This is a genomic window from Campylobacter sp. RM10537 (genome assembly GCF_022369435.1).
In the GTDB taxonomy this organism is placed as follows: Bacteria; Campylobacterota; Campylobacteria; order Campylobacterales; family Campylobacteraceae; genus Campylobacter_D; species Campylobacter_D molothri.
In genome coordinates this window covers 1394059-1419260 of the sequence record NZ_CP059597.1, presented here as the reverse complement: position 1 = coordinate 1419260, position 25202 = coordinate 1394059, and the positions used below count along the sequence as shown (strand labels likewise).

The 25202-nt window shown below is 28.5% G+C and carries 25 protein-coding genes and 1 pseudogene; 6 read left to right on the top strand and 20 right to left on the bottom strand.

Annotated elements, in window-relative coordinates; genetic code table 11:
- Positions 1 to 12: 12 nt before the first annotated feature.
- The 19 genes from CMOL_RS07225 to CMOL_RS07135 all read right to left on the bottom strand — a co-directional run bounded on the left by CMOL_RS07225 (position 13) and on the right by CMOL_RS07135 (position 18120).
- Complete coding sequence (locus CMOL_RS07225; RefSeq protein WP_239820244.1) at positions 13 to 1383, bottom strand: NADH-quinone oxidoreductase subunit N; 1371 nt, start codon at positions 1381 to 1383, stop codon at positions 13 to 15.
- Positions 1373 to 2863: an NADH-quinone oxidoreductase subunit M gene (locus CMOL_RS07220; RefSeq protein ID WP_239820243.1), complete on the bottom strand. Its 1491-nt coding sequence runs from the start codon at positions 2861 to 2863 to the stop codon at positions 1373 to 1375. The genes CMOL_RS07225 and CMOL_RS07220 overlap by 11 nt, the downstream gene beginning before the upstream one ends.
- A gap of 1 nt (position 2864) precedes the next feature.
- A complete protein-coding gene (nuoL, locus tag CMOL_RS07215; RefSeq protein ID WP_239820242.1) occupies positions 2865 to 4655 on the bottom strand; it encodes an NADH-quinone oxidoreductase subunit L in 1791 nt (596 codons plus the stop codon).
- Between the two features lies 1 nt (position 4656).
- Positions 4657 to 4950 carry an NADH-quinone oxidoreductase subunit NuoK gene (nuoK, locus tag CMOL_RS07210; RefSeq protein WP_200279905.1) on the bottom strand — a complete coding sequence of 98 codons (294 nt, stop codon included), beginning with the start codon at positions 4948 to 4950 and terminating at the stop codon, positions 4657 to 4659.
- Positions 4947 to 5465, bottom strand: coding sequence for an NADH-quinone oxidoreductase subunit J (locus CMOL_RS07205; protein ID WP_200279902.1), 519 nt, complete (start codon positions 5463 to 5465; stop codon positions 4947 to 4949). Before CMOL_RS07205 ends, nuoK begins: the two co-directional genes overlap by 4 nt.
- Positions 5462 to 6103: an NADH-quinone oxidoreductase subunit NuoI gene (gene nuoI / locus CMOL_RS07200; RefSeq protein ID WP_239820241.1), complete on the bottom strand. Its 642-nt coding sequence runs from the start codon at positions 6101 to 6103 to the stop codon at positions 5462 to 5464. Before nuoI ends, CMOL_RS07205 begins: the two co-directional genes overlap by 4 nt.
- 8 nt (positions 6104 to 6111) lie before the next feature.
- Complete coding sequence (gene nuoH / locus CMOL_RS07195; RefSeq protein WP_200279896.1) at positions 6112 to 7110, bottom strand: NADH-quinone oxidoreductase subunit NuoH; 999 nt, start codon at positions 7108 to 7110, stop codon at positions 6112 to 6114.
- Entirely contained in the window at positions 7103 to 9565 is a 2463-nt protein-coding gene (locus tag CMOL_RS07190; protein WP_239820240.1) for an NADH-quinone oxidoreductase subunit G, read from the bottom strand. Before CMOL_RS07190 ends, nuoH begins: the two co-directional genes overlap by 8 nt.
- The gene (locus CMOL_RS07185; protein WP_200279890.1) at positions 9562 to 10254 is read right to left on the bottom strand and encodes a hypothetical protein; all 693 of its coding nucleotides are present in this window, start codon (positions 10252 to 10254) and stop codon (positions 9562 to 9564) included. Before CMOL_RS07185 ends, CMOL_RS07190 begins: the two co-directional genes overlap by 4 nt.
- Positions 10251 to 10478: an NADH-ubiquinone oxidoreductase subunit E family protein gene (locus CMOL_RS07180; protein ID WP_200279887.1), complete on the bottom strand. Its 228-nt coding sequence runs from the start codon at positions 10476 to 10478 to the stop codon at positions 10251 to 10253. The genes CMOL_RS07185 and CMOL_RS07180 overlap by 4 nt, the downstream gene beginning before the upstream one ends.
- Entirely contained in the window at positions 10475 to 11701 is a 1227-nt protein-coding gene (gene nuoD, locus CMOL_RS07175) for an NADH dehydrogenase (quinone) subunit D (protein WP_239820239.1), read from the bottom strand. The genes CMOL_RS07180 and nuoD overlap by 4 nt, the downstream gene beginning before the upstream one ends.
- A 1-nt stretch (position 11702) precedes the next feature.
- Positions 11703 to 12494: an NADH-quinone oxidoreductase subunit C gene (locus tag CMOL_RS07170; protein ID WP_200279881.1), complete on the bottom strand. Its 792-nt coding sequence runs from the start codon at positions 12492 to 12494 to the stop codon at positions 11703 to 11705.
- A gap of 2 nt (positions 12495 to 12496) precedes the next feature.
- A complete protein-coding gene (locus CMOL_RS07165) occupies positions 12497 to 13000 on the bottom strand; it encodes a NuoB/complex I 20 kDa subunit family protein (RefSeq protein ID WP_200279878.1) in 504 nt (167 codons plus the stop codon).
- Positions 12982 to 13371 carry an NAD(P)H-quinone oxidoreductase subunit 3 gene (locus CMOL_RS07160; protein ID WP_239820769.1) on the bottom strand — a complete coding sequence of 130 codons (390 nt, stop codon included), beginning with the start codon at positions 13369 to 13371 and terminating at the stop codon, positions 12982 to 12984. Before CMOL_RS07160 ends, CMOL_RS07165 begins: the two co-directional genes overlap by 19 nt.
- A gap of 129 nt (positions 13372 to 13500) precedes the next feature.
- Entirely contained in the window at positions 13501 to 14166 is a 666-nt protein-coding gene (locus CMOL_RS07155; protein ID WP_239820238.1) for an ATP-binding cassette domain-containing protein, read from the bottom strand.
- Positions 14159 to 14869, bottom strand: a complete 711-nt coding sequence (locus CMOL_RS07150) for an ATP-binding cassette domain-containing protein (protein ID WP_239820237.1) — start codon at positions 14867 to 14869, stop codon at positions 14159 to 14161. Before CMOL_RS07150 ends, CMOL_RS07155 begins: the two co-directional genes overlap by 8 nt.
- Complete coding sequence (locus CMOL_RS07145; protein ID WP_239820236.1) at positions 14866 to 15654, bottom strand: ABC transporter permease; 789 nt, start codon at positions 15652 to 15654, stop codon at positions 14866 to 14868. Before CMOL_RS07145 ends, CMOL_RS07150 begins: the two co-directional genes overlap by 4 nt.
- Positions 15647 to 16582, bottom strand: coding sequence for an ABC transporter permease (locus CMOL_RS07140; protein ID WP_239820235.1), 936 nt, complete (start codon positions 16580 to 16582; stop codon positions 15647 to 15649). Before CMOL_RS07140 ends, CMOL_RS07145 begins: the two co-directional genes overlap by 8 nt.
- Complete coding sequence (locus CMOL_RS07135; protein WP_239820234.1) at positions 16582 to 18120, bottom strand: ABC transporter substrate-binding protein; 1539 nt, start codon at positions 18118 to 18120, stop codon at positions 16582 to 16584. Before CMOL_RS07135 ends, CMOL_RS07140 begins: the two co-directional genes overlap by 1 nt.
- A 271-nt stretch (positions 18121 to 18391) precedes the next feature.
- Here CMOL_RS07135 and CMOL_RS07130 point away from each other — a divergent pair, with 271 nt between their 5' ends.
- The 6 genes and pseudogenes from CMOL_RS07130 to cgb all read left to right on the top strand — a co-directional run bounded on the left by CMOL_RS07130 (position 18392) and on the right by cgb (position 23309).
- On the top strand, positions 18392 to 20761 hold the full coding sequence (locus tag CMOL_RS07130) for a DMSO/selenate family reductase complex A subunit (RefSeq protein ID WP_239820233.1): 2370 nt from the start codon (positions 18392 to 18394) through the stop codon (positions 20759 to 20761).
- 10 nt (positions 20762 to 20771) lie between these two features.
- A complete protein-coding gene (locus tag CMOL_RS07125; protein ID WP_239820232.1) occupies positions 20772 to 21431 on the top strand; it encodes a DMSO/selenate family reductase complex B subunit in 660 nt (219 codons plus the stop codon).
- Positions 21418 to 21898 (top strand): annotated as a pseudogene (locus tag CMOL_RS07120) (DmsC/YnfH family molybdoenzyme membrane anchor subunit); the annotation flags it as partial. The gene CMOL_RS07125 and the pseudogene CMOL_RS07120, both read left to right, overlap by 14 nt.
- Before the next feature lie 43 nt (positions 21899 to 21941).
- Positions 21942 to 22283, top strand: coding sequence for a hypothetical protein (locus CMOL_RS07115; RefSeq protein WP_239820774.1), 342 nt, complete (start codon positions 21942 to 21944; stop codon positions 22281 to 22283).
- Positions 22280 to 22828, top strand: a complete 549-nt coding sequence (locus CMOL_RS07110) for a TorD/DmsD family molecular chaperone (RefSeq protein ID WP_239820231.1) — start codon at positions 22280 to 22282, stop codon at positions 22826 to 22828. Before CMOL_RS07115 ends, CMOL_RS07110 begins: the two co-directional genes overlap by 4 nt.
- A gap of 67 nt (positions 22829 to 22895) precedes the next feature.
- Positions 22896 to 23309 carry a single-domain globin Cgb gene (cgb, locus tag CMOL_RS07105; RefSeq protein WP_200279845.1) on the top strand — a complete coding sequence of 138 codons (414 nt, stop codon included), beginning with the start codon at positions 22896 to 22898 and terminating at the stop codon, positions 23307 to 23309.
- A gap of 210 nt (positions 23310 to 23519) precedes the next feature.
- Here cgb and CMOL_RS07100 read toward each other — a convergent pair whose 3' ends face one another.
- Positions 23520 to 25154: a multidrug ABC transporter permease/ATP-binding protein gene (locus CMOL_RS07100; protein ID WP_239820230.1), complete on the bottom strand. Its 1635-nt coding sequence runs from the start codon at positions 25152 to 25154 to the stop codon at positions 23520 to 23522.
- Positions 25155 to 25202: the final 48 nt, after the last annotated feature.

The following is a 25202-nucleotide window of genomic DNA, read 5'->3' as shown; positions in this document are numbered from 1 at the left end:
AAAATAATTATATTATATTTTTATAAAAATAACACCAAAAATACTTATTAATACACAAATAGCTAAAACAAAACCTTGTATAAAATTAAATTGCACACAAAAAGCTTCAGAACTATTTTTAACAAAAAGAGCATGAATGATCACTTTTAAATAAGAATAAAGCATAAATACTGAAGCTAAAGCCATAAATACAGCTAAATACCAATAATCTTCAATAATTAAAGTTTTTAAAACAATAACTTTCCCCCAAAAAGCTCCAAAAGGTGGAATTCCTGCAAGCGAAAGTACACAAAAAGCAAGAGATAAAGCAATTAAAGGTTTTTTTACCAACAAGGCATTAAGATTTTCAAATGAAGTAAAACGGAAATTACTTAAAATTAAAAATACACCATAATTGGAAAAACTAAACAAAACCCAATAAATAAATATAGGATTTAAAACTCCTTCTTTAGTATCAAATAAAGGAATACAAGCAGCCAAAACAAAACTAGAATGTACAACAGAACTATAAGCAAACATTTTTTTTACATCTTTTTGACTTAATGCAGCAATCGCAGCAACTAACATAGAAAATATTGCCAATATGCTGATAATATTTTCAAATCCAATATGATCAAAAAACCCAAAAAGTCTTAATACTACTACAAACATGGCTATTTTTGGTACTACTGAAATAAAAGCTGCTAAATTTGAATAAGTTGCAAAATATACATCTTTTAACCAAAAGTGAAAAGGAACTAAAGAAAGTTTTACAGCACATAAAACAAAAATCATAACCCCGGCAGTTAAAAGGATAGGATCTTTTTCCAATGCTAATTTTGTATCCAAATCTAAAGTTCCTGTTTTCATATAAATCAAAGCCGAAGCCATTACAAAAAATCCAGAACCCACAGCAGCAAGAGTAAAATATTTAATAGCGCCTGAAACAGCATTGTGAGTTCCACGCATTGCTATAAGAGTATAAAGAGCTAAAGATGATGATTCAAGTCCTATAAAAATTAAAACCAAATTTGAACTTGATACCATAAGCAATAAACTAGAAATCATAAACATAAATAAACTATAAAATTCGCCCTTATTTTCATCTTTTTGCATTAAAAGGTATAAAAATGAAAAACATAGAATAATTAAAGAGCTATAAAAAGAAAAGATATCATTGTTTAAAGTTCCTAAAAATGCTTTTGAAGTGCCCAAGCCAAAAGAGGATACATTGCTTAAAATTAAAAAAGTACTAACGATTAAAGATAAGGCTGAAGTACCCACATAGAATGTCCTATGAAATTTTCCAAAAGCTGAACACAATAAAAGAATAATAGCAACACCGATTAAAAATAAAAAAGGATAAGATAAGGAGATATTTAAATTACTGATATTATCTAACATTGTTTTCTCCTTTGATATGATTTAAAAAATTAATATTTTCTTCATTTATAGCCCTTGTTTTCATTAATTCCACAAGAGAGCTAACATTTTTCTCTAGCGGATCTAAGAAAATTTTTGGAGCCACTCCTAAAGCAAAAATTAAAAAAACTATCATAGTAAGAGTAATAATTTCTCTTGTACATAAAGAAAAACTTTCAAGATTTGTAACTTGCGACATAAAAAACATTTTTCTAAATACAGCAAGCATATAAATAGCTCCAAGTATAATCACAAATCCTGCTAAGAATGCATAAAGCAAACTTACTTTAGCTATACCCAAAAGAGCCAAAAATTCACCTATAAAAGATATAGTTAAAGGTAAAGATATGCTAGCAAGCAAAATCAAAGTAAAAAAGATGGTAAATAAAGGTGCTTTACGAGCTAAAGAATGATAATATGAAATTTCTAATGTTCCATATTTTTTATACAAAAGTTCAGCCATTAAAAATAAACTTCCTGTAACCAAACCATGTGCAAACATATAAAATATAGCTCCGGTAATTCCCAAAATATTTAAAGAAAAAATCCCTAAAACCATAACTCCAATATGAGAAATTGAACTATAAGCGATTAATTCTTTTAAATTTGATGCACGATAAGCAATTAAAGCATTGTAAATAATACTTACAATACATAAAGCTGCAATTAAAGGTGTAAAATAAACGCTTGCATCTGGAAAAAGCGGTAAACAAAAATGTAAAAAACCAAAAGGGGCCATTTTAAAAGCGACCAGCATCATAGAAACTAAAATCGGTGAATTTGCATAAACTTTTGGTGCCCATGTATGTAATGGAAAAAGCGGTGCTTTAATAGCAAAGGCGATAAAAAATGCTCCAAAAAGTAAAAGCTGTTCATTAAGACTAAATGCAGAAGCATTATTTTTCCAAATTTCTAAGTCAAATGTGAAGACATTTAAAAGTTTATAAGTAGCATATGCTTGATAAATCAAAGCTAGAAGCATTAAAATAGAACCGGCAAAAGCATAAATAAAAAATTTAATACCTGGTCTATAATCTTTACCATAAACACCCATGATATATAATAAAGGCAAAAGAGAAAATTCCCAAAATACATAGAATAATAAACCATCAAGTGCAGAAAATAAACCCATAATTGCAAATTCCAAAAAGAAAATACAAGAAACAATTGCTTTTTTTTCAATTTTTAAAAATAAAAAACTTAAAAATATCATCAAAGAGCTTAAAAGCATTAAGATTAAAGAGATGCTATTTACTCCGATATGATATTCAAATAAATTAGCTATTTTAAAAGGAAGCTTGTATTCAAAATCAACCCCATTAATTCCATCGAAGAAAAATTTAACATTTAAAACAAGTATAATTAAACTTGCTAAAACGCTAAAAATTTTTACTCCACCACGGTTTAAGATAAGAGTAATTAAACCAGCAGCTAAAGGAAATAAAATTAAATAATTCAGCATTTTACACCATCCTTGCCAAAATAAGTAAAATCACAAAACCAGCTACTAAAAATCTAAGCATTAAATTTAAGCTATTTGGCATAATCATTTTTTTAGAAATTAAATTAACATAAAAAGAAATTTTTTCAACAATTGCATCAAAAATAAAAATATCACAATGTTTCATAATTGCACATAAACTTTCATATTTATTCACTATAAATTTATGATAAAAATGTGGTATAAAATAATCGTTACTTAAAAGTTTATATATTTTATTTTTTTCTATACTTGGCTTAAACCAAGAAAATTTATACGCAATGATAGCTAAAAGTATTCCTAAAATTCCCGCAGCACTTGCGCAAATCATTACAATATGATCTTGAGCATCTATAAATACAAGCTTAGAGCTGATATATTTAAAAAAATTATGTTCAAAAAATCCTGAAACAATTGCTAAAATCATCAAAGGGGTCATAGCTAAAAGTGCTATTTTACTTGCTTCATGAGGATGTGCATCATGTCTTGAATTTGTAAAAAATACAAGCATTAAAAGCCTAAAACTATAAAAAGCTGTCATAAAAGCTGCAATTAAAAGTACTAAAAATATTCCATGATTATGAATAATGAAAGAATATCCTAAAATTAAATCTTTTGAGAAAAATCCTGCAAAAGGATAAATTCCTACCAAGGCTAAAGATCCTATAGTCATAAAAATAGCAGTGATTTTCAAAGGTTTAAATAATCCTCCCATTTTTTTAATATCTAAGTTATCATTCATAGCATGCATTACATTTCCAGCACCTAAAAATAATAAAGATTTAAAAAAGGCATGCGTCGCTAAATGAAATAAAGCTATACCATAAGCCCCAAGTCCAGCTGCTACAAACATATATCCAAGCTGAGATAAGGTAGAATATGCTATGATGCGTTTTAAATCTCTTGCCACTAAAGCCATAGAAGCAGCAAATATAGCAACAAAAGCTCCAAGAATAGCTATGAAATAGGAAACTTCAGGAACCAAAGAATAAATTTCTCCCGCCCTAATAACCAAATATACTCCTGCTGTAACCATGGTTGCAGCATGAATTAAAGCTGAAACCGGAGTAGGTCCAGCCATAGCATCAGCAAGCCAAGTATGAAAAGGAAATTGTGCAGATTTTCCCATAGCGCCTATAAACAAACAACTTGCTATTAAAACCAAAGCATTATGATCAAGGTTTTGCACTTTAGAAAAAACTTCATCGTAATTTAAAGTTCCCGCTTGAATATAAAGCCAAAAAATTCCTAAAAGCATACCCAAATCAGCAATTCTATTCATAATAAAAGCTTCATTAGCTGCAAAAGAATAAGTATTGTTTTTATACCAAAAACCTATTAAAAGCCAAGAGCAAAGTCCAACGCCTTCCCAACCTACAAAAAGACCTAAAAAATTATCACTTGTGATTAAAAAAAGCATGGAAAAAACAAAAAGCCCCAAGTAAGCAAAAAATTTGTTAAATCCTTCATCATGCGACATATAAAAAATACTATAAAAATGTACACAAGTAGCTACAATACCAACCACACACATCATTGTAAGAGAAATGGAATCTATATTGAAACCAAAATTAACACCTATAAACCACTCAAAAAAACTAATATTATTACTAAAATTGTTAAAAAGCAAATACAAAGAACAAAAAGTTCCAATAGCTATAAGTATGCCACATATATAACCTACAAAAACCTTTCTTTGTGTTAAAGAAAAACAACTTGCAAATAAAAAAGATACAAAAGGACTCAATAGTGAAACTAAAACTAAATTTTGCATATTAAGCCTCCTCTTTTAAACTTTTTAATTCCAAAGTGCCATTTTTTCTATACCAAAGCACACACAAAGCTACTCCAACAGCAACTTCACAAGCTGCAATACCTATAATAAAAAGTGCAAAAACTTGACCATTTAAATCCTGATGCATCTTTGAAGCTGCTACTAAAGCTAAATTAGCAGCATTAAGCAAAATTTCGCTTGAAATAAATAACATAATAAGATTTTGTCTTTTTAAAATTCCAACAAGTCCAATTATAAACATTAAAATGGCTATAAAAAAATATTTTTCTATCATTGTTTTTCCTTTAAAAGCTCTTTATGGGTAAGCACTATAGCACAAACAAGAGCAATTAAGAGCAATATAGCTATAAATTCAAAGCCTAAAAGATATTTTGAAAAAACTTGCAAAGCAAGTTGTTGATTATTATCAAATAAAGCCAGATCTTGCAAAGGTAAATCTGTTTGCACACTTTGATATTTAAAACCTAAAATAGCAAACAAAAGAAAAACTGCACTTAAAAATATCAAAGCAAAAAAACTTTTTTTAGCTCTAATTTTTTCCTTAAAATTTTTAGAAGCATCAAAAAACATCATGGCAAAACTATAAATTCCAAGCACGGCACCACCATAAACAATGATTTGTATTGCACCTAGAAAATCTGCATCCAATAAAAAATAAAACCCTGATAAAAATACCATTCCTCCAGCTAAAGCTGAAAGAGAATAAAGCATGGTTTTACTTAAAACCGCTATTAAAAAAAATCCCAAAACAAATACACTAAAAAATATAAAGGCTAAAGTTTCTATCATTTGACTTCTCCTTGCGAACTTTGATCTTGGTCCTCCAAAGCTTTATTTTGCATCGCATCATAATAATTTGGTGTTTTTTTAACTAATAAGTCTGCATCTTTTCTTAGACTTCCAGCACCTTCAAATTCTACTTGTTGTTTTAGCTTATCTATAGGAGTTAAAAAATCTTCTTTATAACCAAAATAAGATCTTTGTTCCGCTGCATTTTCATATTCTAAACCATGAACTATAGCAAGTTCTGGACATACTTCAGCACAAAATCCACAATAAATACAACGCCCTAAATTAATACTATAATTATTTACTTTTTTACGCCCATCTTTGTCTAAAGAAGTTTCCATCCTTATACAATTACTAATGCAAATTTTTTCACAAAGTCCACAACCTATGCATCTTTCATTTTCACTTTCTATAAAACGCATAAGTCTATGCACTGCACGATAGCGATTATCAAGTTGGAGTTTTTCTAAAGGATATTTTATAGTTGCACTATTATTTCTCTTAAGCATTTCACGCATTACCACCCATAAACCTACAAAAAGCTCGAGTTTGATACTTCTTTTTAAAGCCTGTAAAATTTTCTGCCATGTAGTAATAGGTGTTTTTCTTTTTTCATCAACCAAATAATAATTTTTCATTTAAACTCCTATAAAAGCACTGCTAAGGCTGTAATTAAAAGATTTAAAACCGCCAAAGGAATTAAAATTAAATAACACATTCTCATTACCTGATCAGGACGCAATTGAGGGAAAGCGGCTCTAGCCCAAAAGTACCAAAAGAAAATAAACACTGATTTTAATATCATCATAATCCAACCAGGAATAATCCAAAAACTATTAAAACCTCCTAAAAACAATAAAGAAATTAAAATAGCACCCGCTATCATACTAGCGTATTCCCCGATAAAAAACATACCCCAGCGAAGTCCAGAGTATTCTGTTCCATAACCAGCAACAATTTCAGCATCATTTTCAGTTAAGCAAAGCGGAGTTCTATTGGTCTCAATAAAAAGGGCTATAATAAAAAGTATAAAAGCTAAAGGTTGTTTAAAAATAAGCCAAGATAAAATTCCATCATTTTGATAATTATTAATATCTACCAAAGAAAAAGAGCCCACAAGCATGACAATAGCTATTAAAGCTAAAGCTCCAACACTTTCATAAGAAATAATAGCCACAAGCCCTCTTGCAGCACCTAAAATAGACCATTTGTTATTACTTGAAAGCCCACCTAAAAATACCGCATAAAAACAAAGTCCAGAAGTTCCTATAACAAAAAGTAAAGCTACATTAATATCAGAAATTAAAGGCTGAACAATATGTCCAAAGAGTGTAAATTCAGGCAGCATTGGAATAGCTGCTAAAGAAACAAAGGCGCAAATAGCAGACAAAAGAGGCGCGATTGCGAAAATAATTTTTTGAGAATTATAAGGAATAATATCCTCTTTCGTAAAAAGTTTAATCATATCAGCAACAAGTTGAATTAAACCAAAAGGACCAACCATATCAGGTCCTATACGACGTTGAAAATACGCCAAAACCTTTCTTTCAGCATAGGTTGCAAGTCCTGCTAATGTAGCAAAAAATGCAACCACAATAACACATTTTATTAAAGTTACTAAAGCAAAAAAAGCAAATTCACTCATTGTTTGCTCCTATTTTTTGTATTTGCGCTAAAACAAATCTTTGATCAAAAAAACTCAAAGTATCAATTTTTTCATCAAAATATGGCAAATAAGCTCCATTTTTTAGATCCTTATCTACACGCACACTCAAGTTTATTTCTTTATTATTGATGGTAATTTTTACCAAATCTTTATCTTTTAAATTTCTTTCATTAGCTAAATTTTCACTAATTCCAATAAATATTGCTTCACTGATTGCACTTGCACGATTAGAAAATCTACCAAATTGATAACTAGGATTTGCACTATAAAGTAAAATATCATTATCTTTTGGCTCTAAAATATTAAAATTTGGAGTCACAAATTCTTTCTTGGCATTTTTCTTGAAACAGTTCAAATTGAGTTGATAACCCCTTTTACATTCTCCACCATTAGTATAATAATTTTCCAAATTATCAAATTCAATAGGAGAAAAACCTTTATCTATAGGCAATCTTTTTGTATAATCAATTGTATATTCTTGATCAAATCCTAAAGCATTAGCTAAATCATTTAAATAATATCCACCAAATTCTAAAGCAGCATTTGTTGGAACTATTCTTTTATCATAATTTAAAAATGTTCCTTCTTGTTGATTTAAACTAGAACTTGCTAAATTAGCATGCTCTTCATAAGAAAATGTAAAATCTCCTTTTTCATTATAACCCAAAGTTTTACCTTGAACCTTATCAACACTTAAATCACAAATCATAGCTACACCTAAAGTATTAGTATGCGTAGGATTTAAAAAAACTTTAAAAGGAGTGCTTGTTTGCACCAAAGCTAATAATTTAGCAAGTTTTTTAGCATCACGATGAAAATAAAAATCACTACCTACCACAAGAGTAAATTTAGACTTTTTAAGCAATAAATCTTCGAGTTTATTTTCATCTAAGCCTAAATTTTTAGCAAAAACAGAACGTTGCACTTCTATATTCTTTTTTACTTTTTTTGGAACAAGTTTTTTTATCTCTTTTTCAACCTCGTTTCCTTCTTCATCTTTTTCTATAACTTTTTCAATTACTTCTTCATTAATCGTTTCTTCAATTTCTTTATTTTCTTTAACAAAAAATTCTGCTAAATGAGTTTTAACACTTTCATCTGTTGAAAATTTTTGAAGTAAAAAATATAAAATTTGTTCCTCATCTCCACTTTTATGAATACATGAAATAAAATTTTTAGAATATTTTTCAACGCCTAAATCTCCTATAGGATGAAAATAAATTCCAGCTCCTTTATTCATCACTAAAGAATTATTAACTTTATAGCTTAAAGTTGGCGCATCATATCTTAATAAAGTCCCCAAAACTACCAAAAAATCACTCTTAGTAATATCATCACTTATAGCATTATACATTTCTCCTGAATTTTCTATGAATTCATTGAGAAATTCTTTAAATTTTAAAGCCTCTTTATTAATAAGATTAAGATTAAATTTATGCTTTAAATTTTGTAAAATCAAAGCTTCTTCATTAGTTATAAAACTATTAAATTGAATATTTTTAATTTCATTTTTTTCAAAAAGAGTTACAAGTTCATTAAAAGCTTTTTCATCCTTTATAGCTTCATTTTCAGTATCAAAACCAAATCTTGCAGCTTTATTTAAAGTTGCGAAAGCAAAATCATTACTTACACGATAAATTTTAGGTTTTTGATCACTAATGCCACTTTGTTTAATATCATAATACATAAGCTCACAATCGCTAGAATGAGGATTTGACGCTGGAATTCTTGTAAGCTCCCAAGCATTAGAACTGTATTGAAATTTTGATCCAATTAAAGCTCCTGTTGGACATACACTTGTACACTCTCCACAAAATGAACAATTTAAGCTTTCTCCATTTGAAGGACCAATTAAACTTTTTTGAAATTTCGTCCAAATTGCATAGGCATCTTTACCCATTGTTTCTTTAAAGCTGGTATCAACACTATCCCCTCCGCGAGGAACAGTTTTTAAAGCACTTTCTCCAATTTTATCTTTACAAACTGTAACACAACGTTCACAAACAATGCAAAGTGCAGGGTCATAATTAATCATTCCCCAGTGTTTATGAGGCTTATGAGTATCTTTAATCCAATGTTTTTGTGCATTTACTCTAGATTTATGTGTAAAATTTTGAAGTTCACATTCTCCGGATTTATCACAAACTCCACATTCTAATGGATGATTAATGCAATAAGCTTGCATAATCTCATTTCTTTCATCCCATAAATTTTGCAAATCACTTTCTACAACCATACCATCTTTTGCTTTAGTATTACAAGAATAAACTTTTTTACCATCAGCCTCTACCATACACATACGACATGCTAAAGTAGGACTACAGCCGGTTAAATAACAAATTGCAGGAATAAAAATATCATTTCTTCTTGCTATATTAAGGATATATTCGCCTTCTTCAAAGGCGCAATCTATACCATTTATTTTAACTGTCATTTTGCTTCCTTTATGCGAATTTGAGTAAAATCAAAACCAAAATTTTCATGATTTAAAAAACCGATAGTACCTTGTAAATTTTCGTCTAAACAAAGTGTGGTCTTAAGATTGAAATCTTTGGCTAAAATTTCTACTTCGCTTCGATCTTTGCATTTTGAAATTTGTAAAAATTGCTTTGAGCAATGTAAATTATTATCTTCTAAATCAGCTTTAAAAAGCACTAATCCATCATAATTATCCAATTCTTTTAAAGGATGAAATTTTGCATTTTCAAAATTGCATTCTTTTTCATTAGTATCTATAATTTTAAGTTTAAATTTTTCACTTAAAAAATTTAAAAAATATTTAATATTTTCGTTATCTTTATATAAATCAATATTTTTATCTATAATTAAATATTTTGCCATTTTTAAAAAATTTAATGTATCACTTGCTTCTTCTTCCCCAAAACAAGATTCAGCGCTTAAATAACCTTCATCTAAATCTTTAAAAGTATTTTCATCGCTCATTTTACAAAGCAAAGCTAAAACAAAACTCAAACTCGCAATTTCGCATTTATAAAATTTAGCTTTTAAAAACTTATCTTCTAGACAGGAAATATTAATATTTTCCCCTTGAATTCGAGTGCATAAATCTTTATTTTTGATACTTGGCATATCTAAAAAACAAAGTGCTTTTTCATAAATCATACACTTTCCTTTTTAATAACTATAGTCCAATCAACTTGATTAAATTTTAAAGAATTAAGAAGTTCGCATCCATTTTCTTTTACGAAAGAAAAACTTTTTTCTACGGCAGAAAAATCACCAATTTCAAAAAGAATCACTAATACTTCTCCTGCCTTAGCTTCTTTAATAACTTGTGCTAAATCCTCAAAGAGCACCTTGCTCTTTCTTAAATCTACCCTTCTCATCGATCAATCTCACCTAAAACTATATTTACATTACCCATGATTGCAACTACATCCGCTAAATATGTTCCCACTAACATTTCTTCAAAAAAAGAACAATGCCAATAACTAGGAGTTCTAGCTTTTAAACGATAAGGTCTCCCACTTCCATCACTATGAATAAAAAATCCTAATTCACCTTTTGGACTTTCAGTAGGCACATAAACTTCACCTTTTGGAGGTTTTAAACCTTGAGTAACTAAAACAAAATGTTGCATGAGTGAATAATTTTGTGTTAAAATTTGCTCTTTTGAAGCGCTAACATATTCTGGATGATTAGCTAAAATTTCAGGTGGTGTATCCTTGTAAAGAGCTGCACATTGTCTTAAAATTTTAAGACTTTCTCTAAATTCTTGCATATAAATTTTATATCTTGCATAAGAATCCCCTTGAGTTGCATAAGGTACACTAAAATCTACCTCATCATATAGTAAATAAGGTTCCTCTTTGCGTATATCGTAGCAAATTCCACTTCCTCTTAAAAGTACTCCAGTACAACCCCAATTTAAAACTTGTTCTTTAGTTACCATACCAACATTTTCAGTTCTTAAACGCCAAATTCGATTATCATCTAATAAAGCTTCATAATCAGCAATATCTTTAGGAAATTTATCACAAAAGGCTAAAAGTTCTTGCAAAAACCCCTCAGGCAAATCAAGCATTACTCCGCCAATCCTCATTGAAGAATGTGTTAATCTTGCTCCACAATATTTTTCAATCAAATCTAAAACATATTCTCTTTCTCTAAAACAATACAAAAATACCGTCATAGCCCCAATATCAAGTGCATGAGTTGCAAGCCAAAGTAAATGTGATCCAATGCGATTAAGCTCTAAAAGTATCATACGAATAACTTGAGCTCTACGCGGAATTTCTAAACCACATAATTTTTCAACCGCGGCACAATAAGCGTAATTATTTGAAGAAGCTGCAACATAATCCATTCTATCAGTCGTAGGAATAAATTCTTGATAGATCATATTTTCAGCCATTTTTTCCATACCACGATGCATATAACCAATAGTTGGACGTGCCTTAACAACCTGTTCTCCATCAAGCTCCAAAATAAGACGCAAATTTCCATGTGCTGAAGGATGTTGAGGCCCTAAATTAATAATCATCTTCGAATCTTCTTGTTCAAAAGCTATATTTTCATAATAAGGTTTTAACTTGCTAGGAATTTGCATTTTAACGCCTTTTCTCTAAGATTTTTGCTTGATCTCGTTTAACTTTTTTTACAAAAGCAACACCTTCATCTTCTTGATATTCTTGTTTAAAGGATACTTCTTTAGGGTTAGTTCCTTTAGCGGTTTCATGATAAATTCTTGCAAAATTAAGAGTATCTTTATCATCTACAAAACCAGAATCTCTTTGTTCAGGTCCAACAATTTCACGATATTCTTTTCCAAAAATTCTATCAATTTCATACCATTGTGCAAATTCATCTCCCTTTAAAGGATAAGTTTTTAAAAGAGGATGACCATACCAATCATCAGGCATTAGAATACGTTTTAAATTCGGATGATTGATGATAAATATTCCATACATATCATAAATTTCCCTTTCGCTCCAATTAGCCCCTTTAAAAACACTAGTAACACTTTGCAGTCTTTCTTTAACTCCTACAAAAGTTTTGACTCTTACTCTTATTTTTTTATCAATATTTAAAAGTTGATAAAAAACTTCAAAACCGTTTTTAGAAGCAACAAAATCAACAGCACTTGCTTCTGTAAAAGATACATAACCTAAATTTTTAAGAATTTGCAAGGTTTTAATATTGTCTTCTTTATTGATTTTAATCACCCAAAAATCAAGCTCTACAAAAGAATCTAAAATTCCAATTTGATCTTTTAAAATTTCATAATCTTGTTTAAAATCACTATTATCAATATTTATCTTGGTTGTATGTGGAGCATGATAAAACCTATCTTTATAGTAGTTTTTTAATTGAACATCTTTTTTATCGCTATATTTTCTCATCTTTATACCAACCTTTTTGGTGCAATTTTGCGACTTGCTTTTTCTTTGCGAATTCTTTTTTGCAAAATCATTAAAGCAAATTGAAAACTTTCAGGGCGAGGAGCACAACCTGGGACATAAATATCTACAGGTATAATACGATCTACTCCTTGTACTGTAGAATATGTATTGAACATTCCTCCAGTATTTGCACAACTTCCCATTGAAATAACCCACTTAGGTTCAGGCATCATATCATAAAGCCTTCTTGTAAATTCGGCGTGTTTTTTGCTTAGAGTTCCTGCAATAATCATCACTTCACTATGACGAGGAGAGGCTCTAAAAATAGTTCCAAATCGGTCAAAATCGTATCTTGAACCCCCTGCTGCCATCATTTCTATAGCACAGCATGCCAAACCATATGATAAAGCCCATAAAGAATTGCTTCTACCCCATTGAACGAGTTTGTCAACACTGGTTAAAACTACCGGTAAACCGCTAGCATAATTTACTTGATGCTCTGCCATGTAAACGCTCCTTTTTTATATGCATATAAAAAACCTACTCCTAAAAGCAAAATAAAAACGAATACTTCTAAAAGTCCAAACCATCCTAAATTTTTAAAAATTAAAGCCCAAGGAAATAAAAATACAACTTCAATATCCAAAAGAATAAATATCAAAGCGACAATAAAAAATTGAGAATTAATTTTATTTGCTTGTTTAACAGGTATAGGGCCGCATTCATAAATTCCAAGTCCTAATCTTTTTCGATTTTTTGACGCAAAATTATTACCAATTTTTGAGGCTAAAAAAACTAATCCAAAAAAGATTATGCTAGCAAGCACTATCATTAAAAAGATACCAAAATAAGGGTGTGCTACATCTATATGAGACATTTGCTCTCCTTCTTCAATTTTAAACATTTTTTATTGTCTTGCAATAAAATTTATCCCAATAAAGATAATATTTTACTCTAAATTTTCTATATTAAAACTTAGAGTAAAAAAAATTGTGTTAATTTTATATTAAAATTGGATTTTTTTATACTTAAATTTATCAAATAAATTTTTATGATGAGTTATAAAAATATAAGAAATATTATATTTTTGCTGATATTGATTTAAAAAATAAAGAATTTCATTAGAATTTTTTGTATCAAGCATTGAAGTTACTTCATCTAAAATCAATAATTTTGGTTTTAAAATTAAAGCACGAATAAGTCCTATACGAGAAGCTTCTCCACCGCTTAGTTCATAAGGTTTAAGTTCTAAAATTTGTTGTTTTAAACCAAAGCGATCTAAAAAATCAAAAATTATATCATTATTTTTTTTTAAATAAAAATTTTCCAAGCCATCCTGTATTAAATGTTTAATTTTTTTATAAGGATTTAAAGCCATTTTTTGATCTTGAAAACAATATTGTATCTCTTTTCTTAAAAGTCTTTGTTTTTCTTTGCTTATCTTGTGCAGATTATGATTTTTATATAAAACTTCACCCTCATTTGGTTTTTCTAAAAAGCAAAGTATTTTTGCTAAAGTCGTTTTTCCGCAACCACTTTGCCCTAAAATCATTAAATTTTCACCTTGATCTAAAGAAAAATTGATATTTTTAAAAATCATATATTTTTCTTTCTTTAAATACCAATGTTTTCTTATTTCATAAAATTTACTTAAATGATGCACTTTAAGCATTATTTTTTTTCAAAAATCGATTCGAAGTATAAAGCTTAGCTTGATCTTTTTCTATAAGAAGAAATTTATCAGCTAAAGAATTTGCTAAATGTAAATCATGAGTAATACAAACTAAAGCTTTATCTTTTTTTAAATCTTTTAAAATTTCAATAATTTTTTGATTATTTTTTTCATCTAATGAAGCACTTATCTCATCACAAATTAAAACTTCTGGTCTATGTAACAAAGCCAAAGCTAAACTCACCCTCCTAGCCATTCCTACACTTAGCTCATAAGGATAAGAATGCCACAATAAATCCAAATTTTCAAATCCTAATTTTTCAAAATAAGAAAAAACATATTTTTTATATTCATTTTGATTTAAATTTGTATGAGTTTTTAAAATGAGAGAACATAATTTTCCTATATCTATATAAGGATACAAGCTTGATTCACTATCTTGCAATACTAGCGCTACTTTGGATCTAAAATGCCTAAGTTGATTTTTATTTAGTTTTAAAATTTCAATTCCATTAAAACTAAATTCATCGGCAGTTAAAATAAAATCAGAATTTAAAAGTCTTACTAAAGCTTTACTTAATATACTTTTCCCTATTCCGCTTTCTCCTAATATAACTAAAGCTTGACCTTTTTTTAAATCAAAACTAATATTTTTTAGCAAAATTTTATTTTTAAAACTTATGTTTAAATTTTTAATTCTCAAGATCTTAACCCCCAACGATCCTGTAAAAAATTACCCAACCATAAAAGTGGTAAAAAAAGTAATACAAGAGTTAAAAGCGGAAAAAAAATAATCCACCAAGCTCCTACAAACACTGCTTTTGAAAAATCATTTAATAAAATTCCCAAGGTTGGAATTTCAAATCCTACACCAAGTCCAAAAAAACTTAAAGTAGATTCTGTAGCAATAGCATGGATAATATTAAAAACAAAAAGTATAAAAATCAATGATTTCAAAGCTGGTAAAAGGTCTTTTAAAAAAATTTTCAAAGGAGTTCTTCCTAAAACTATACTCGCTTTGTAAAATTCCAAACTTTGCATTTTTTTTAATTCGCTTTCAATTATTCTAGCGATAAAACACCAATGCAATAAAGCGATTAACACACTCATTAATAACATATTTATACTAATAAAATTTTGAAAAAACATTAATAATAAAAAAGAGGGTAAAGCTAAAAAAAGATCTAATATCCTCATCCAAAAAGCATAAAAAAATAAGCGAGCTAAAAAAAGATAAAAAATCGCAAAACAAATAGATAAAAACGAACTAAAAACTCCTATTATTAAGGAATTTCTTAAAGCAAAAAGCAAACGAGAATATAAATCTCTACCTAAAAAATCAGTTCCTAAAATATAAATTCGACTAGGGGCTTGATAAGCATTTTGCAAATGTATTGATAAGATATCAAATGAAGCTAAAAATGGTGCTAATAAAGCTAATATGAATAAAGCAATTAAAGGTGAAAGATAAATAAAAAATTTAAACAAGAGAATACTTTCTTAATTTTGGATTTAAAATTTGAGAAATAATATCACTGATAAAAATTAATAATGTTGTAAAAAGAACACTTAAAAAAATTAAAGCCAAAACTACAGGAAAATCTTTATAAATAATACTTTGAATCATTAAAAATCCAACACCGCTAAAATTAAAAATATTTTCTACAATATAAGTTCCCATAACAAAATTTAAAGCAGTAGCTCCAAAATAAGAAACAATTGAACCTAAACAATACTTTAAAACCAAACAATCAATATCCCTTTGCTTTAAAGCTCTAGCGTAAAGATTTTGAATAAAAATTTGATCAAAACATTCATAAATAAGATTTCTTGCTATTCTTAGATATAAGGCTAAATGAGATAAAACAAGAACCAAAATAGGAAAAACAAGATATTTTAAACGACTGAAAAAATCATTTTTAAATTCTATATCATCAATTGATAAAAAATTTCCAAAAAAGCTAAAAATAAATATAAAAATTAATGCGATCACTAAAGGAGGTAGAGCAAAAAAATTTAATGTTATAAAAGTAATTATTTTTTCTATAAAACTATTTTTAAAATGATACTCTACAAAAGCCAAGAAAATACTCAAAAAAAATAAAATACTTAAAGCGCTAAAACTTAAAATCAAAGTATTTAAAAATCTTTCTTTTATGATCTTTAATACCTTTTCTCCACTCAAAAAAGATACTCCAAAATCTCCCCTAAAAGCTTTAAAAAGCCAATTTTTATATTGAATTAATAAAGGTTTATCAAGTCCTAAATTTTTTTCTATTCTTTTAACAAATTCTTTATTTTGAGAATTTAAACCATTTGCATAAGCAATATTACCTTTGCTAAAATAAAGCATAACAAAACATAAAAAAGTGCTTAAAAATGCAACCATAATACCCGAAATAAACCGCAAAAGCACTATTGCTTACTCCAATCATAAATATTCGAGGTAAAACCTACGCCATGATGACCTAAAATTCTAGATTCAATTCCTTTAATCTCAGCATCATAAACTAAAGCAAAATCTAAATAAACGAGAAAAATAAAAGGAGGATCATCATATAAAGCATCAATGAAATCTTTATAGTATTTTTTACGTTCATTTATATTGAAAGTATTTCTAGCCTTAAGCAAAAAATCATCAACTTTTTTATTATGATAATGTCCAAAATTCCAACCTTGTTCATTTAAATCACTATCTTGAGAACTTTCAAAAACTCTAAAAGTATGAAAATCAGGATCAAAAGGACTTCCCCAGCCAATAATAAAACTATCAGCTTTAGAATAATCAAAACTACCAGCTGGTTTTGATATAACTTGCGTTAAAACTCCAATTTTTCTAAATTCACTTTGCAAAATTCCTGCCAAACTTACTCTTAAAGGATCATTGCTCATGGCATAAATTTGAAATTTTAACTCTTTTCCATTTTTTTGAAAAATTCCATCTTTATTTTTAGTAAAACCAGCATTTAAAAGCAATTTTTCTGCTTTTAATGCATCATAATTAAAAAAATTAAAATGTTTAGGATTAGCCCAAGAATTTTGCAAAGGATGAAATGCAACTGTGCCATATCCGTGCAAGAGATTTTTCACTATACTTTCTCTATCTACAGCATAATTTAATGCTTTTCTTACTCTCACATCTTTTAAAAATTCATTATTTAAATTAAACATTAAAGCCCTATAATCAACTGATTTTTCTCTTAAAATCTTAAATTTTGGATTATTTTTAAAAATATTTAATAAAGAATTATCAATCAAAGCAGCATCTATTGTGCCATTTTTAAGCTCTATACTTGCAATTAAAGGATCAAAAATATGCTTGATGATTAATTTTGGGGTTTTAACCTTAGCTCGATAAAACTTATCATTAGCTTGTAATTTTACATATTCTCCTTTTTTCCATTCAACAAATTTATATGCTCCAGTGCCTATAGGATGCTCATTAAAATGAGCAGTATTTAAATCTTTATTTTCAAGCAAGTGCTTCGGCAATATTCCTATACTTAAAGCATCTAAAAAAGCTGGATAAGACTTATCGAGTGTAATTTTTATATGATAAGGATTGATTATTTGTATTTTTTTTACATTATCAAAATTAACATATAATGGAGAATTGTTTTTCGAATTTTTAAAAGCATCTATGCTAAATTTGACATCTTGAGCGCTAAATTTTATACCATCATGCCAAAAAACGTCATCTCTTAAAAAAATATCATATACCAATCCATTTTCGCTAATTTTCCAAGATTTCGCTAAATCCGGTTTTAAATTCATGTCTTGGTCAAAATAAACAAGTCCTGAAAAAATCAGATTAATAAGCACATCATGATCTTCGCTATATGCAGGATTTATCCTTGAAATTTCATTTTCTACTGCGATTATTAAAGTGTCTTTTGGAATCTTTGCTTGTAAATTGATAAATAAAACTAAGATAAAAACCCAAAATCTCAACATCTTTTTCCTTGAAATAATATATTTATTTAATTATAAGATAAAACTAATATAAGCTACAAGCCCCTATGGGGGATAAATTAATATAAAATTTTTAAATTACAAAATTTAAATATTTACAAAAATTAGAATAAATATAAATGATAATTAAATATTAAAATTATACAAATAAACTCCTATTTTTAGATATTTTTTCTCTTAATTTTACTTGAATTTTATATTTTTTTGGATTATAATAATTAAATATTTTGTAACAAAATATAAAGGAGTACACATGCAGCAAAATCGTAGAGATTTTTTAAAATGGAGTTCCTTGTTTGGTGGTTTAGCTTTAACTCCTATGCAACTAAGCTCAAATTTATTAAAAACTTCTCCTATGGTAATAAAATGGGCAGGATGCAATGTAAATTGTGGAACAAAATGTCCTATTAAAGTTCATACTCAAGATGGAATTATAAAATACGTTAGCACAGACAATGAAGGAAAAGATGAATTTGACACACGTCAAGCTAGAGCTTGTGTTAGAGGTAGAAGTTCAAGATATAAGGTTTATAATGCCAATCGTCTTAAAAGACCTTTAAAAAGAGTAGGAAAAAGAGGTGAAGGTAAATTTATGCCTATTTCTTGGGAACAAGCATTTGATGAAATCGCTTTAAAAATGAAAGAAACTAAAGATAAATATGGAAATGAAGCATTTTTTATCACTTATGCTACAGGTTCATATGGCTCATTACTTGGAAATTGTTACGGTTCCTTATCTCCTTTTGCAAGACTTTTAAGCTTATATGGAGGTTATTTAAATTATCATAATTCTTATTCAACAGCTCAAATTACAAATGCTATGAATTATTTTTATGGAGGATCTCCAGCGAGCGATATTGCGACTCTGCGTTCTGCAAAACTCGCTATCTTTTTTGGCGCCAATCATGTAGAAACTAGAATGGGTGGAGGTGGTATAGGCTATGCTTATCACAAAGCTTTAGAAGAAAGCAATTGTAAGATTATCCATATTGATCCAAGATATAATGACTCTTGCATAGGGCATTGTGATGAATGGATTCCAATAGCTCCTGGAACAGATGCAGCTTTAATTGCAGCTTTAGCTTATGTTATGATTAAAGAAAATTTGCTTGATAGGAAATTTCTTGATACTTATACTATAGGTTTTAGCGAAAGCACCCTACCAAGCGATGCACCTAAAAATTCAAGTTATGAAAGTTATGTTTTAGGGATTTGTGATGGCATAGAAAAAACTCCTGAGTGGGCCAGTAAAATCACAAAAATTCCATCTCGCCGCATCATTCAACTTGCAAGAGAAATTGCTTTAACTAAACCTTGCTTTATCGAGCAAGGGTGGGGAGTGCAAAGGCATTCTAATGGGGAACAAAATGCAAGAGCTATTGCAACGTTAGCCTGTATGATAGGCAGCATAGGCATAGAAGGAGGCAATACAGGTTGTCGTACTGGAACAAGTATTTATTATGATTTGATGACTATACCTTGCAAAAACCCTATTAAAGATTCTATCCCTTGTTTTTTATATACTGATGCTATTTATCGTGGTAAAGAAATGACAGATCTTAGTGATGGAGTGCGAGGGACAAAACAACTCAAACAAAATATCAAGTTTATTTTTAATATATCTGGCAATTGTTTAACCAATCAACACAGCACTATTAAAGAAGTTAATCGTATTTTAAGCGATGAAAGTCTGTGTGAATGCATTGTTGATATTAATGTTACAAGAACTCCATCGAATAATTATGCTGATTATATTTTACCTGATGCTACAACTTTAGAGCAAGAAGATTTTATTCTTCCTAGCGCAGGATATTATAGCAATAGACCTTATATTATTTATTGCCAAAAAGCTATAGAGCCTGTAGGTGAAGCAAAACCTATTTATGAAATGTGTATTGAACTTGCTAAGAGATTAGGTATAGAGCAAGAATTTAGCGAAGGAAAAACCCAAAAAGATTGGTTAAAATATCTTTATGAAGAAAGCATGAAAAAAAATCCACTCTTGCCAAATTTTGAAGAAATGCGTGAAAAAGGACTTGTAAAATTTAATCCAGTCAAACCCGTTGTCGCACTTGAAGATTTTATAAAAGATCCTATCAATCATCCTTTAAAAACCCCTAGTGGAAAAATCGAAATTTATAGTAATGAACTTGCCAAAATGCAAAAAACTTGGAAATTAAGAGAAGGGCAACAAATTGTTCCTATTCCTGTATTTGAAAGTCAAAGAGAGGGTATACTTGATCCTTTAAAAGAAAAATATCCTTTACAATTTTATGGATATCACTATAAAGGGAGGACTCATTCTAGTTTTTGGGAAATTCCACAAATTAGAGAAACAAATCCTCAAGAAATCTGGATAAATCCTATAGATGCACAAGCAAGAGGTATTAAAACAGGTGATATTATCCAAGTTAGAAATGACTTAGGTATTATCCAAGGAATGGCAAAGGTAACGCCAAAAATCATACCAGGCTGTGCAGTCACTCCTCAAGGATCTTGGGCTAAATATGAAAATGGTATCGATATGGGAACTTGTGTTAATTCTTTGGCAAGTATAGTACCAACTGCTATTTCAAAAGGTAATGGACAACATTCTATTTTAGTAGAAATTGCAAAAGTTTAAGGAGTATAAAATGAATTTAGAAGAAAACTCACAATTTGGCTTCATGCTCGATCAAAGCAAATGTGTAGGATGTAGAACTTGTTCTTTATCTTGCAAAGATTATAAAAATATGCCCGTTGGTGTAAATTTTCGTCGTGTTTTTGAAACAGAAGGCGGTAATTGGACTTGCAAAGAAGAAGATGGAAGTGTAGAACAAAATGTTTTTGCTTATTATACTTCTATATCTTGCAATCACTGCTCCGAACCAGCTTGTCTTAAAGCTTGTCCTACAGGTGCAACTATGAAGGTAAAATGGGGTATAGTGAAAGTTGAAGATAGTATGTGTATAGGGTGTAAGGCTTGTGCTATGGCTTGTCCTTATGGGGCTCCACAATTTAATCACGAAAGTGGGCATATGAGCAAATGTGATGGTTGTTATGATAGACTCAAAGAAGGAAAAAATCCAATTTGTGTGGATTCTTGTCCTTTTAGAGCATTAAAAGCTGGAGATATTGCCAAACTAAGAGAAAAACACGGGAATTTAGCTTCGATAACCCCCTTACCTGATGCAAGCATTACGCATCCAAATTTATGTATAGTGCCTGAAAAACATAGCTTACCTTCGGGAAATAAAAGTGCAATTTTTTATTTGCCGCAAAATTATCAAGGAGTAAAAAATGACATCCTTTAATCATATTTTTAGCGAAATGCCTTTGGTACTTTTTACCATACTAGCTCAAGCAGTAATAGGTCTTAGTTTTGTTTATACTCCTGCTTTTTTAAATGGCTATAAGAATTTTACTCATTTAAAATATTTTGGACTTTTTTTAGGTATAGCTATGATCATAGCTTTCATACCTTCTTTTTTTCACCTCAATGATATAAAGCATATTTTTAATGTTATAAATCGTATTGGATTTTTTTATGCTAATAATCAATGGTATATAGGTTGGATGAATAATGAAATTTTATTCTCTTGTTTGCATTTTTGGTTTTTTACTTTATTATAAAAATAAAAAATGGATCTTTTTTTTAGCATTATTATCTGGAATTTTAGGAATTTTCTTTATGAGTGGAGCTTATGGTTCTATGGAAAAAAGCGTTCCAACTTGGGATTTTAAAATCACCTTACTTTATTTTTTTGCTAGTGCAATTTTTTTAGGTTCTATTCTTTATTATTGTTTTTTTGAAAAAAGTAAGCATGAAAGAAAAATGTCTTTTTTTTGCAGGACTTATAGGTATAGGGCTCCTAAGTACAGCTATTGTTTTACAAACTTTACATGTAGGGCAAACTTGGATTATGGGACTTGTAAATCCTTTTGAGCTTTTAGGAGGAACTTATATTTGGTTTATTAGCTTATCTTTTGCTTTCTTAGGTTTAAGTATTACTTGTTGGTATTTAAATAACTATCTTTATGAAAAATTCCAAAGCAAATTTTTTACCTATTTTGCCCTATTATGTGCATTTATAGGAGTATTTATCACTAGAATGCTATTTTATGGCTTAATAAGCACACAAATTATGCTTGGATATCCTCAATGAAACATCTAGCAATAGATATTTTCATTACTTTTTTTAAAAATCCGCCTAAGCAAGATTTGTTAAAGAAAATTCAAGAAGAACAACTCTGGCAAAGGTGGTTTTTAAAAAATGAAAATCCTTTGCAAAAACAAGCTCTAAAATTACTAAGCTATTCCAAAGAAGATGAAAAAATGATAGGATATGATTTTACCTGTCTTTTTTTAAGTGATATTGATTTTGTTAAAGCTCCACCTTACGCTTCTTTTTATCTTGATAAAGACAAAGAAATTTATTCAAACAATTCCGAAAAAGTCAAAAATATCTTTTTAAAATATAATTTTTTGACTTTTTTAGAAAACGAACCTCAAGATAGTTTGATTAACGAACTTTTATTTATTAAAGAATTGCTAAAAAACAATAACGAAGAAATATTAAAAGAATTTTTAGAAAAAGAATTTTTTACTTGGTTTAATGCTTGGAATGAAGATTTAGAAAAAGAAGCAAAAAGCGATTTTTACAAAGGCTTAGCTATGCTTATGAGAGATTTTTTTAATAACTTAACATAGGTTATTTTTTTATCCTTTGATTTTATATATAATTACCCTTGTTTTAAAATATTATTTAAGGGGAAATATGACTCAAGAACAAATTCAAATCATTAAAGATTGTATACCAGTTTTACAAAAAAATGGAGAGGAACTTACCAAAGAATTTTATAAAATCATGTTTAATGATTATCCTGAAGTAAAATCTATGTTTAACATGGAAAAACAAATTTCAGGAGAACAACCAAAAGCTTTAGCAATGGCAATTTTAATTGCAGCTAAAAATATAGATGATTTAGAAAAAATGAGATCTTTTGTTGATAAAGTTGCCATAACTCATGTGAAACTAGGAGTTAAAGAAGAGCACTATCCTATAGTTGGAACTTGTCTTTTAAAAGCCATAAAAAGTCTTTTAAATCCGGATGAAGCTACTCTTAAAGCTTGGGAAGTTGCTTATAATAAAATAGCTAAATTTTACATTGATATAGAAAAAACTCTATAAAAAAGTTATTATTTGCTTAAATATAAACAAAAGTTTAAGCAAATAACTATTAAAAATATAAAATTTTATAATATTTCAAAAGTTATTAAATATAAATATTAATTTTTATAAGCATGCTATTTTAATTACAAAGTAAAAATTCTAGGGAATTTTAAAAACTAAAAAATATTATATCATCCACATTATAATCTAAAAAATTATCATTAAATCTCACTCAAATTGATCGATTAAATTTTTAGCTTTTTCTTTAATATTTTCTCCTCTTAGCTCACTTATATTACCTTCTTGTGCGAGTAAAATTCGATCAGCACTATCAAAGTAAGCATCATCGTGTGTAATGGCAAAAATAGTTTTTCCTTGTGCTTTTAGTAAGGGTAAAAGTTTTTTATAAAAAAATTTTCTAAATACCGGATCTTGATCTGCAGCCCATTCATCAAGAATTAAAACATCTCTTTGTTCAAGCAAAGCTATAAGCATAGCTAAACGCTTTTTTTGTCCCGTGGAAAGCTTGGTAAAAGTTAGCTCATTATCTACAACACTTGTTTTATTCTTAAGCTCTAAAAAATTAAGCCAAAAAGCAATTTTATCTTCACTTGCAAAACCATTTTTACTTAAAGTTTTGCTAAAAAGATGAAAATCACTAAACACAGCAGAAATAAGCGATCTATATTGTTTTAAACTTTTTTCATCATCAATTCGTATATTATCTACATAAATTTCACCATTGCTTGGCTTAAAAAGTCCCGTTAAAAGCATACAAAAAGTTGATTTTCCACTTCCATTTTTACCGATTAAAAATACAAGTTCACCTTTTTTTATATCAATATTTACAGGATTCAAACTGAAATTTTCATCATAAGAGAAAGAAACATTTTTAAAAGAAATTTGTTTCCAGTCTTTAATATAATCTATCTTTTCAAAACCTTCTTTATATTCATCTAATTCTAATTTTTCAATTTTATCCAAAGCGATTTTTGCTAAAAGCAAGGTAGGAAAAGAAGAGATCATGGAAACCAAAGGAGTTCTTAAAAATAAAATAGAAAGAGCTATAGTTGTTGCTTCATTTACGCTTGCCAAATCATACTTTAAAGCTAGAAAAAATTCCATGCCTACCAAAGCTAAAAGCGTTATATTGGTCCAATTATTTGATAAATTATTGAAGAGATTTCCTAGGGTGCTATTTATTTTTTTTGCTTTAGCATTATTTTCAAATTCAAGTTCATAATAAAGTTTAGCCCTATCTTGATTAATTAAAAGTTCTTTATGCCCATCGAGTATATTTTGATAATTATTTTGCAAAGCGTCATCATTTTCCCTAGCTTTGCGAAAATAATAATAAACTTTAATCATTAAAAAATGATTTGTTATAAAAATAATCGCAATCCAAACAGCACAAAAAATAAAAATTTCAAAAGAAAGATAACATAAATAAACACTTGTGCAAAAAATCAAAATACTTGATTGTAAAAAATCAGGCAAACGCAAAAGCCCAAAAGATATATTTCTAACATCAGAACCTAAAGATGCTAGAATTCTTGCTTTTCCCACTTTGGCTACACGTAATAAAGGAGTATCTAGAATTTGTTTTACAATGCGTTTTTGCATTTTAAAAATAAAATTTTGCCCAAAAATACTCAATCCAAGCTCTACTATAGTCGAACTTATAAAAAAAACTAAAAGTAAAATTAGAAAGTAAAAAATAGGTATATTTTGCACACTTTTAAGCAAATAATCATTTATAAAAATTAAAGTAAAAACTCCAACAATACTCGTTAAAAAAGAAAAAAATAAAAAAGATAAAAATTTTAATTTATTATTTTTAAGCATTTCAATGATAAAAGACATTTTTTAACTCCAAATTATTTTTTATTATAAACTTTTCAAATAATAAAA

Excerpts from the sequence above, each read along its gene's own strand:
- CMOL_RS07225 (WP_239820244.1), bottom strand. The coding sequence starts at position 1,383 with ATGTTAGATAATATCAGTAATTTAAATATCTCCTTATCTTATCCTTTT.
- CMOL_RS07220 (WP_239820243.1), bottom strand. The coding sequence starts at position 2,863 with ATGCTGAATTATTTAATTTTATTTCCTTTAGCTGCTGGTTTAATTACT.
- nuoL (WP_239820242.1), bottom strand. The coding sequence starts at position 4,655 with ATGCAAAATTTAGTTTTAGTTTCACTATTGAGTCCTTTTGTATCTTTT.
- nuoK (WP_200279905.1), bottom strand. The coding sequence starts at position 4,950 with ATGATAGAAAAATATTTTTTTATAGCCATTTTAATGTTTATAATTGGA.
- CMOL_RS07205 (WP_200279902.1), bottom strand. The coding sequence starts at position 5,465 with ATGATAGAAACTTTAGCCTTTATATTTTTTAGTGTATTTGTTTTGGGA.
- nuoI (WP_239820241.1), bottom strand. The coding sequence starts at position 6,103 with ATGAAAAATTATTATTTGGTTGATGAAAAAAGAAAAACACCTATTACT.
- nuoH (WP_200279896.1), bottom strand. The coding sequence starts at position 7,110 with ATGAGTGAATTTGCTTTTTTTGCTTTAGTAACTTTAATAAAATGTGTT.
- CMOL_RS07190 (WP_239820240.1), bottom strand. The coding sequence starts at position 9,565 with ATGACAGTTAAAATAAATGGTATAGATTGCGCCTTTGAAGAAGGCGAA.
- CMOL_RS07185 (WP_200279890.1), bottom strand. The coding sequence starts at position 10,254 with ATGATTTATGAAAAAGCACTTTGTTTTTTAGATATGCCAAGTATCAAA.
- CMOL_RS07180 (WP_200279887.1), bottom strand. The coding sequence starts at position 10,478 with ATGAGAAGGGTAGATTTAAGAAAGAGCAAGGTGCTCTTTGAGGATTTA.
- nuoD (WP_239820239.1), bottom strand. The coding sequence starts at position 11,701 with ATGCAAATTCCTAGCAAGTTAAAACCTTATTATGAAAATATAGCTTTT.
- CMOL_RS07170 (WP_200279881.1), bottom strand. The coding sequence starts at position 12,494 with ATGAGAAAATATAGCGATAAAAAAGATGTTCAATTAAAAAACTACTAT.
- CMOL_RS07165 (WP_200279878.1), bottom strand. The coding sequence starts at position 13,000 with ATGGCAGAGCATCAAGTAAATTATGCTAGCGGTTTACCGGTAGTTTTA.
- CMOL_RS07160 (WP_239820769.1), bottom strand. The coding sequence starts at position 13,371 with ATGTCTCATATAGATGTAGCACACCCTTATTTTGGTATCTTTTTAATG.
- CMOL_RS07155 (WP_239820238.1), bottom strand. The coding sequence starts at position 14,166 with ATGCTTAAAGTGCATCATTTAAGTAAATTTTATGAAATAAGAAAACAT.
- CMOL_RS07135 (WP_239820234.1), bottom strand. The coding sequence starts at position 18,120 with ATGTTGAGATTTTGGGTTTTTATCTTAGTTTTATTTATCAATTTACAA.
- CMOL_RS07130 (WP_239820233.1), top strand. The coding sequence starts at position 18,392 with ATGCAGCAAAATCGTAGAGATTTTTTAAAATGGAGTTCCTTGTTTGGT.
- CMOL_RS07125 (WP_239820232.1), top strand. The coding sequence starts at position 20,772 with ATGAATTTAGAAGAAAACTCACAATTTGGCTTCATGCTCGATCAAAGC.
- CMOL_RS07115 (WP_239820774.1), top strand. The coding sequence starts at position 21,942 with ATGAAAGAAAAATGTCTTTTTTTTGCAGGACTTATAGGTATAGGGCTC.
- CMOL_RS07110 (WP_239820231.1), top strand. The coding sequence starts at position 22,280 with ATGAAACATCTAGCAATAGATATTTTCATTACTTTTTTTAAAAATCCG.
- cgb (WP_200279845.1), top strand. The coding sequence starts at position 22,896 with ATGACTCAAGAACAAATTCAAATCATTAAAGATTGTATACCAGTTTTA.
- CMOL_RS07100 (WP_239820230.1), bottom strand. The coding sequence starts at position 25,154 with ATGTCTTTTATCATTGAAATGCTTAAAAATAATAAATTAAAATTTTTA.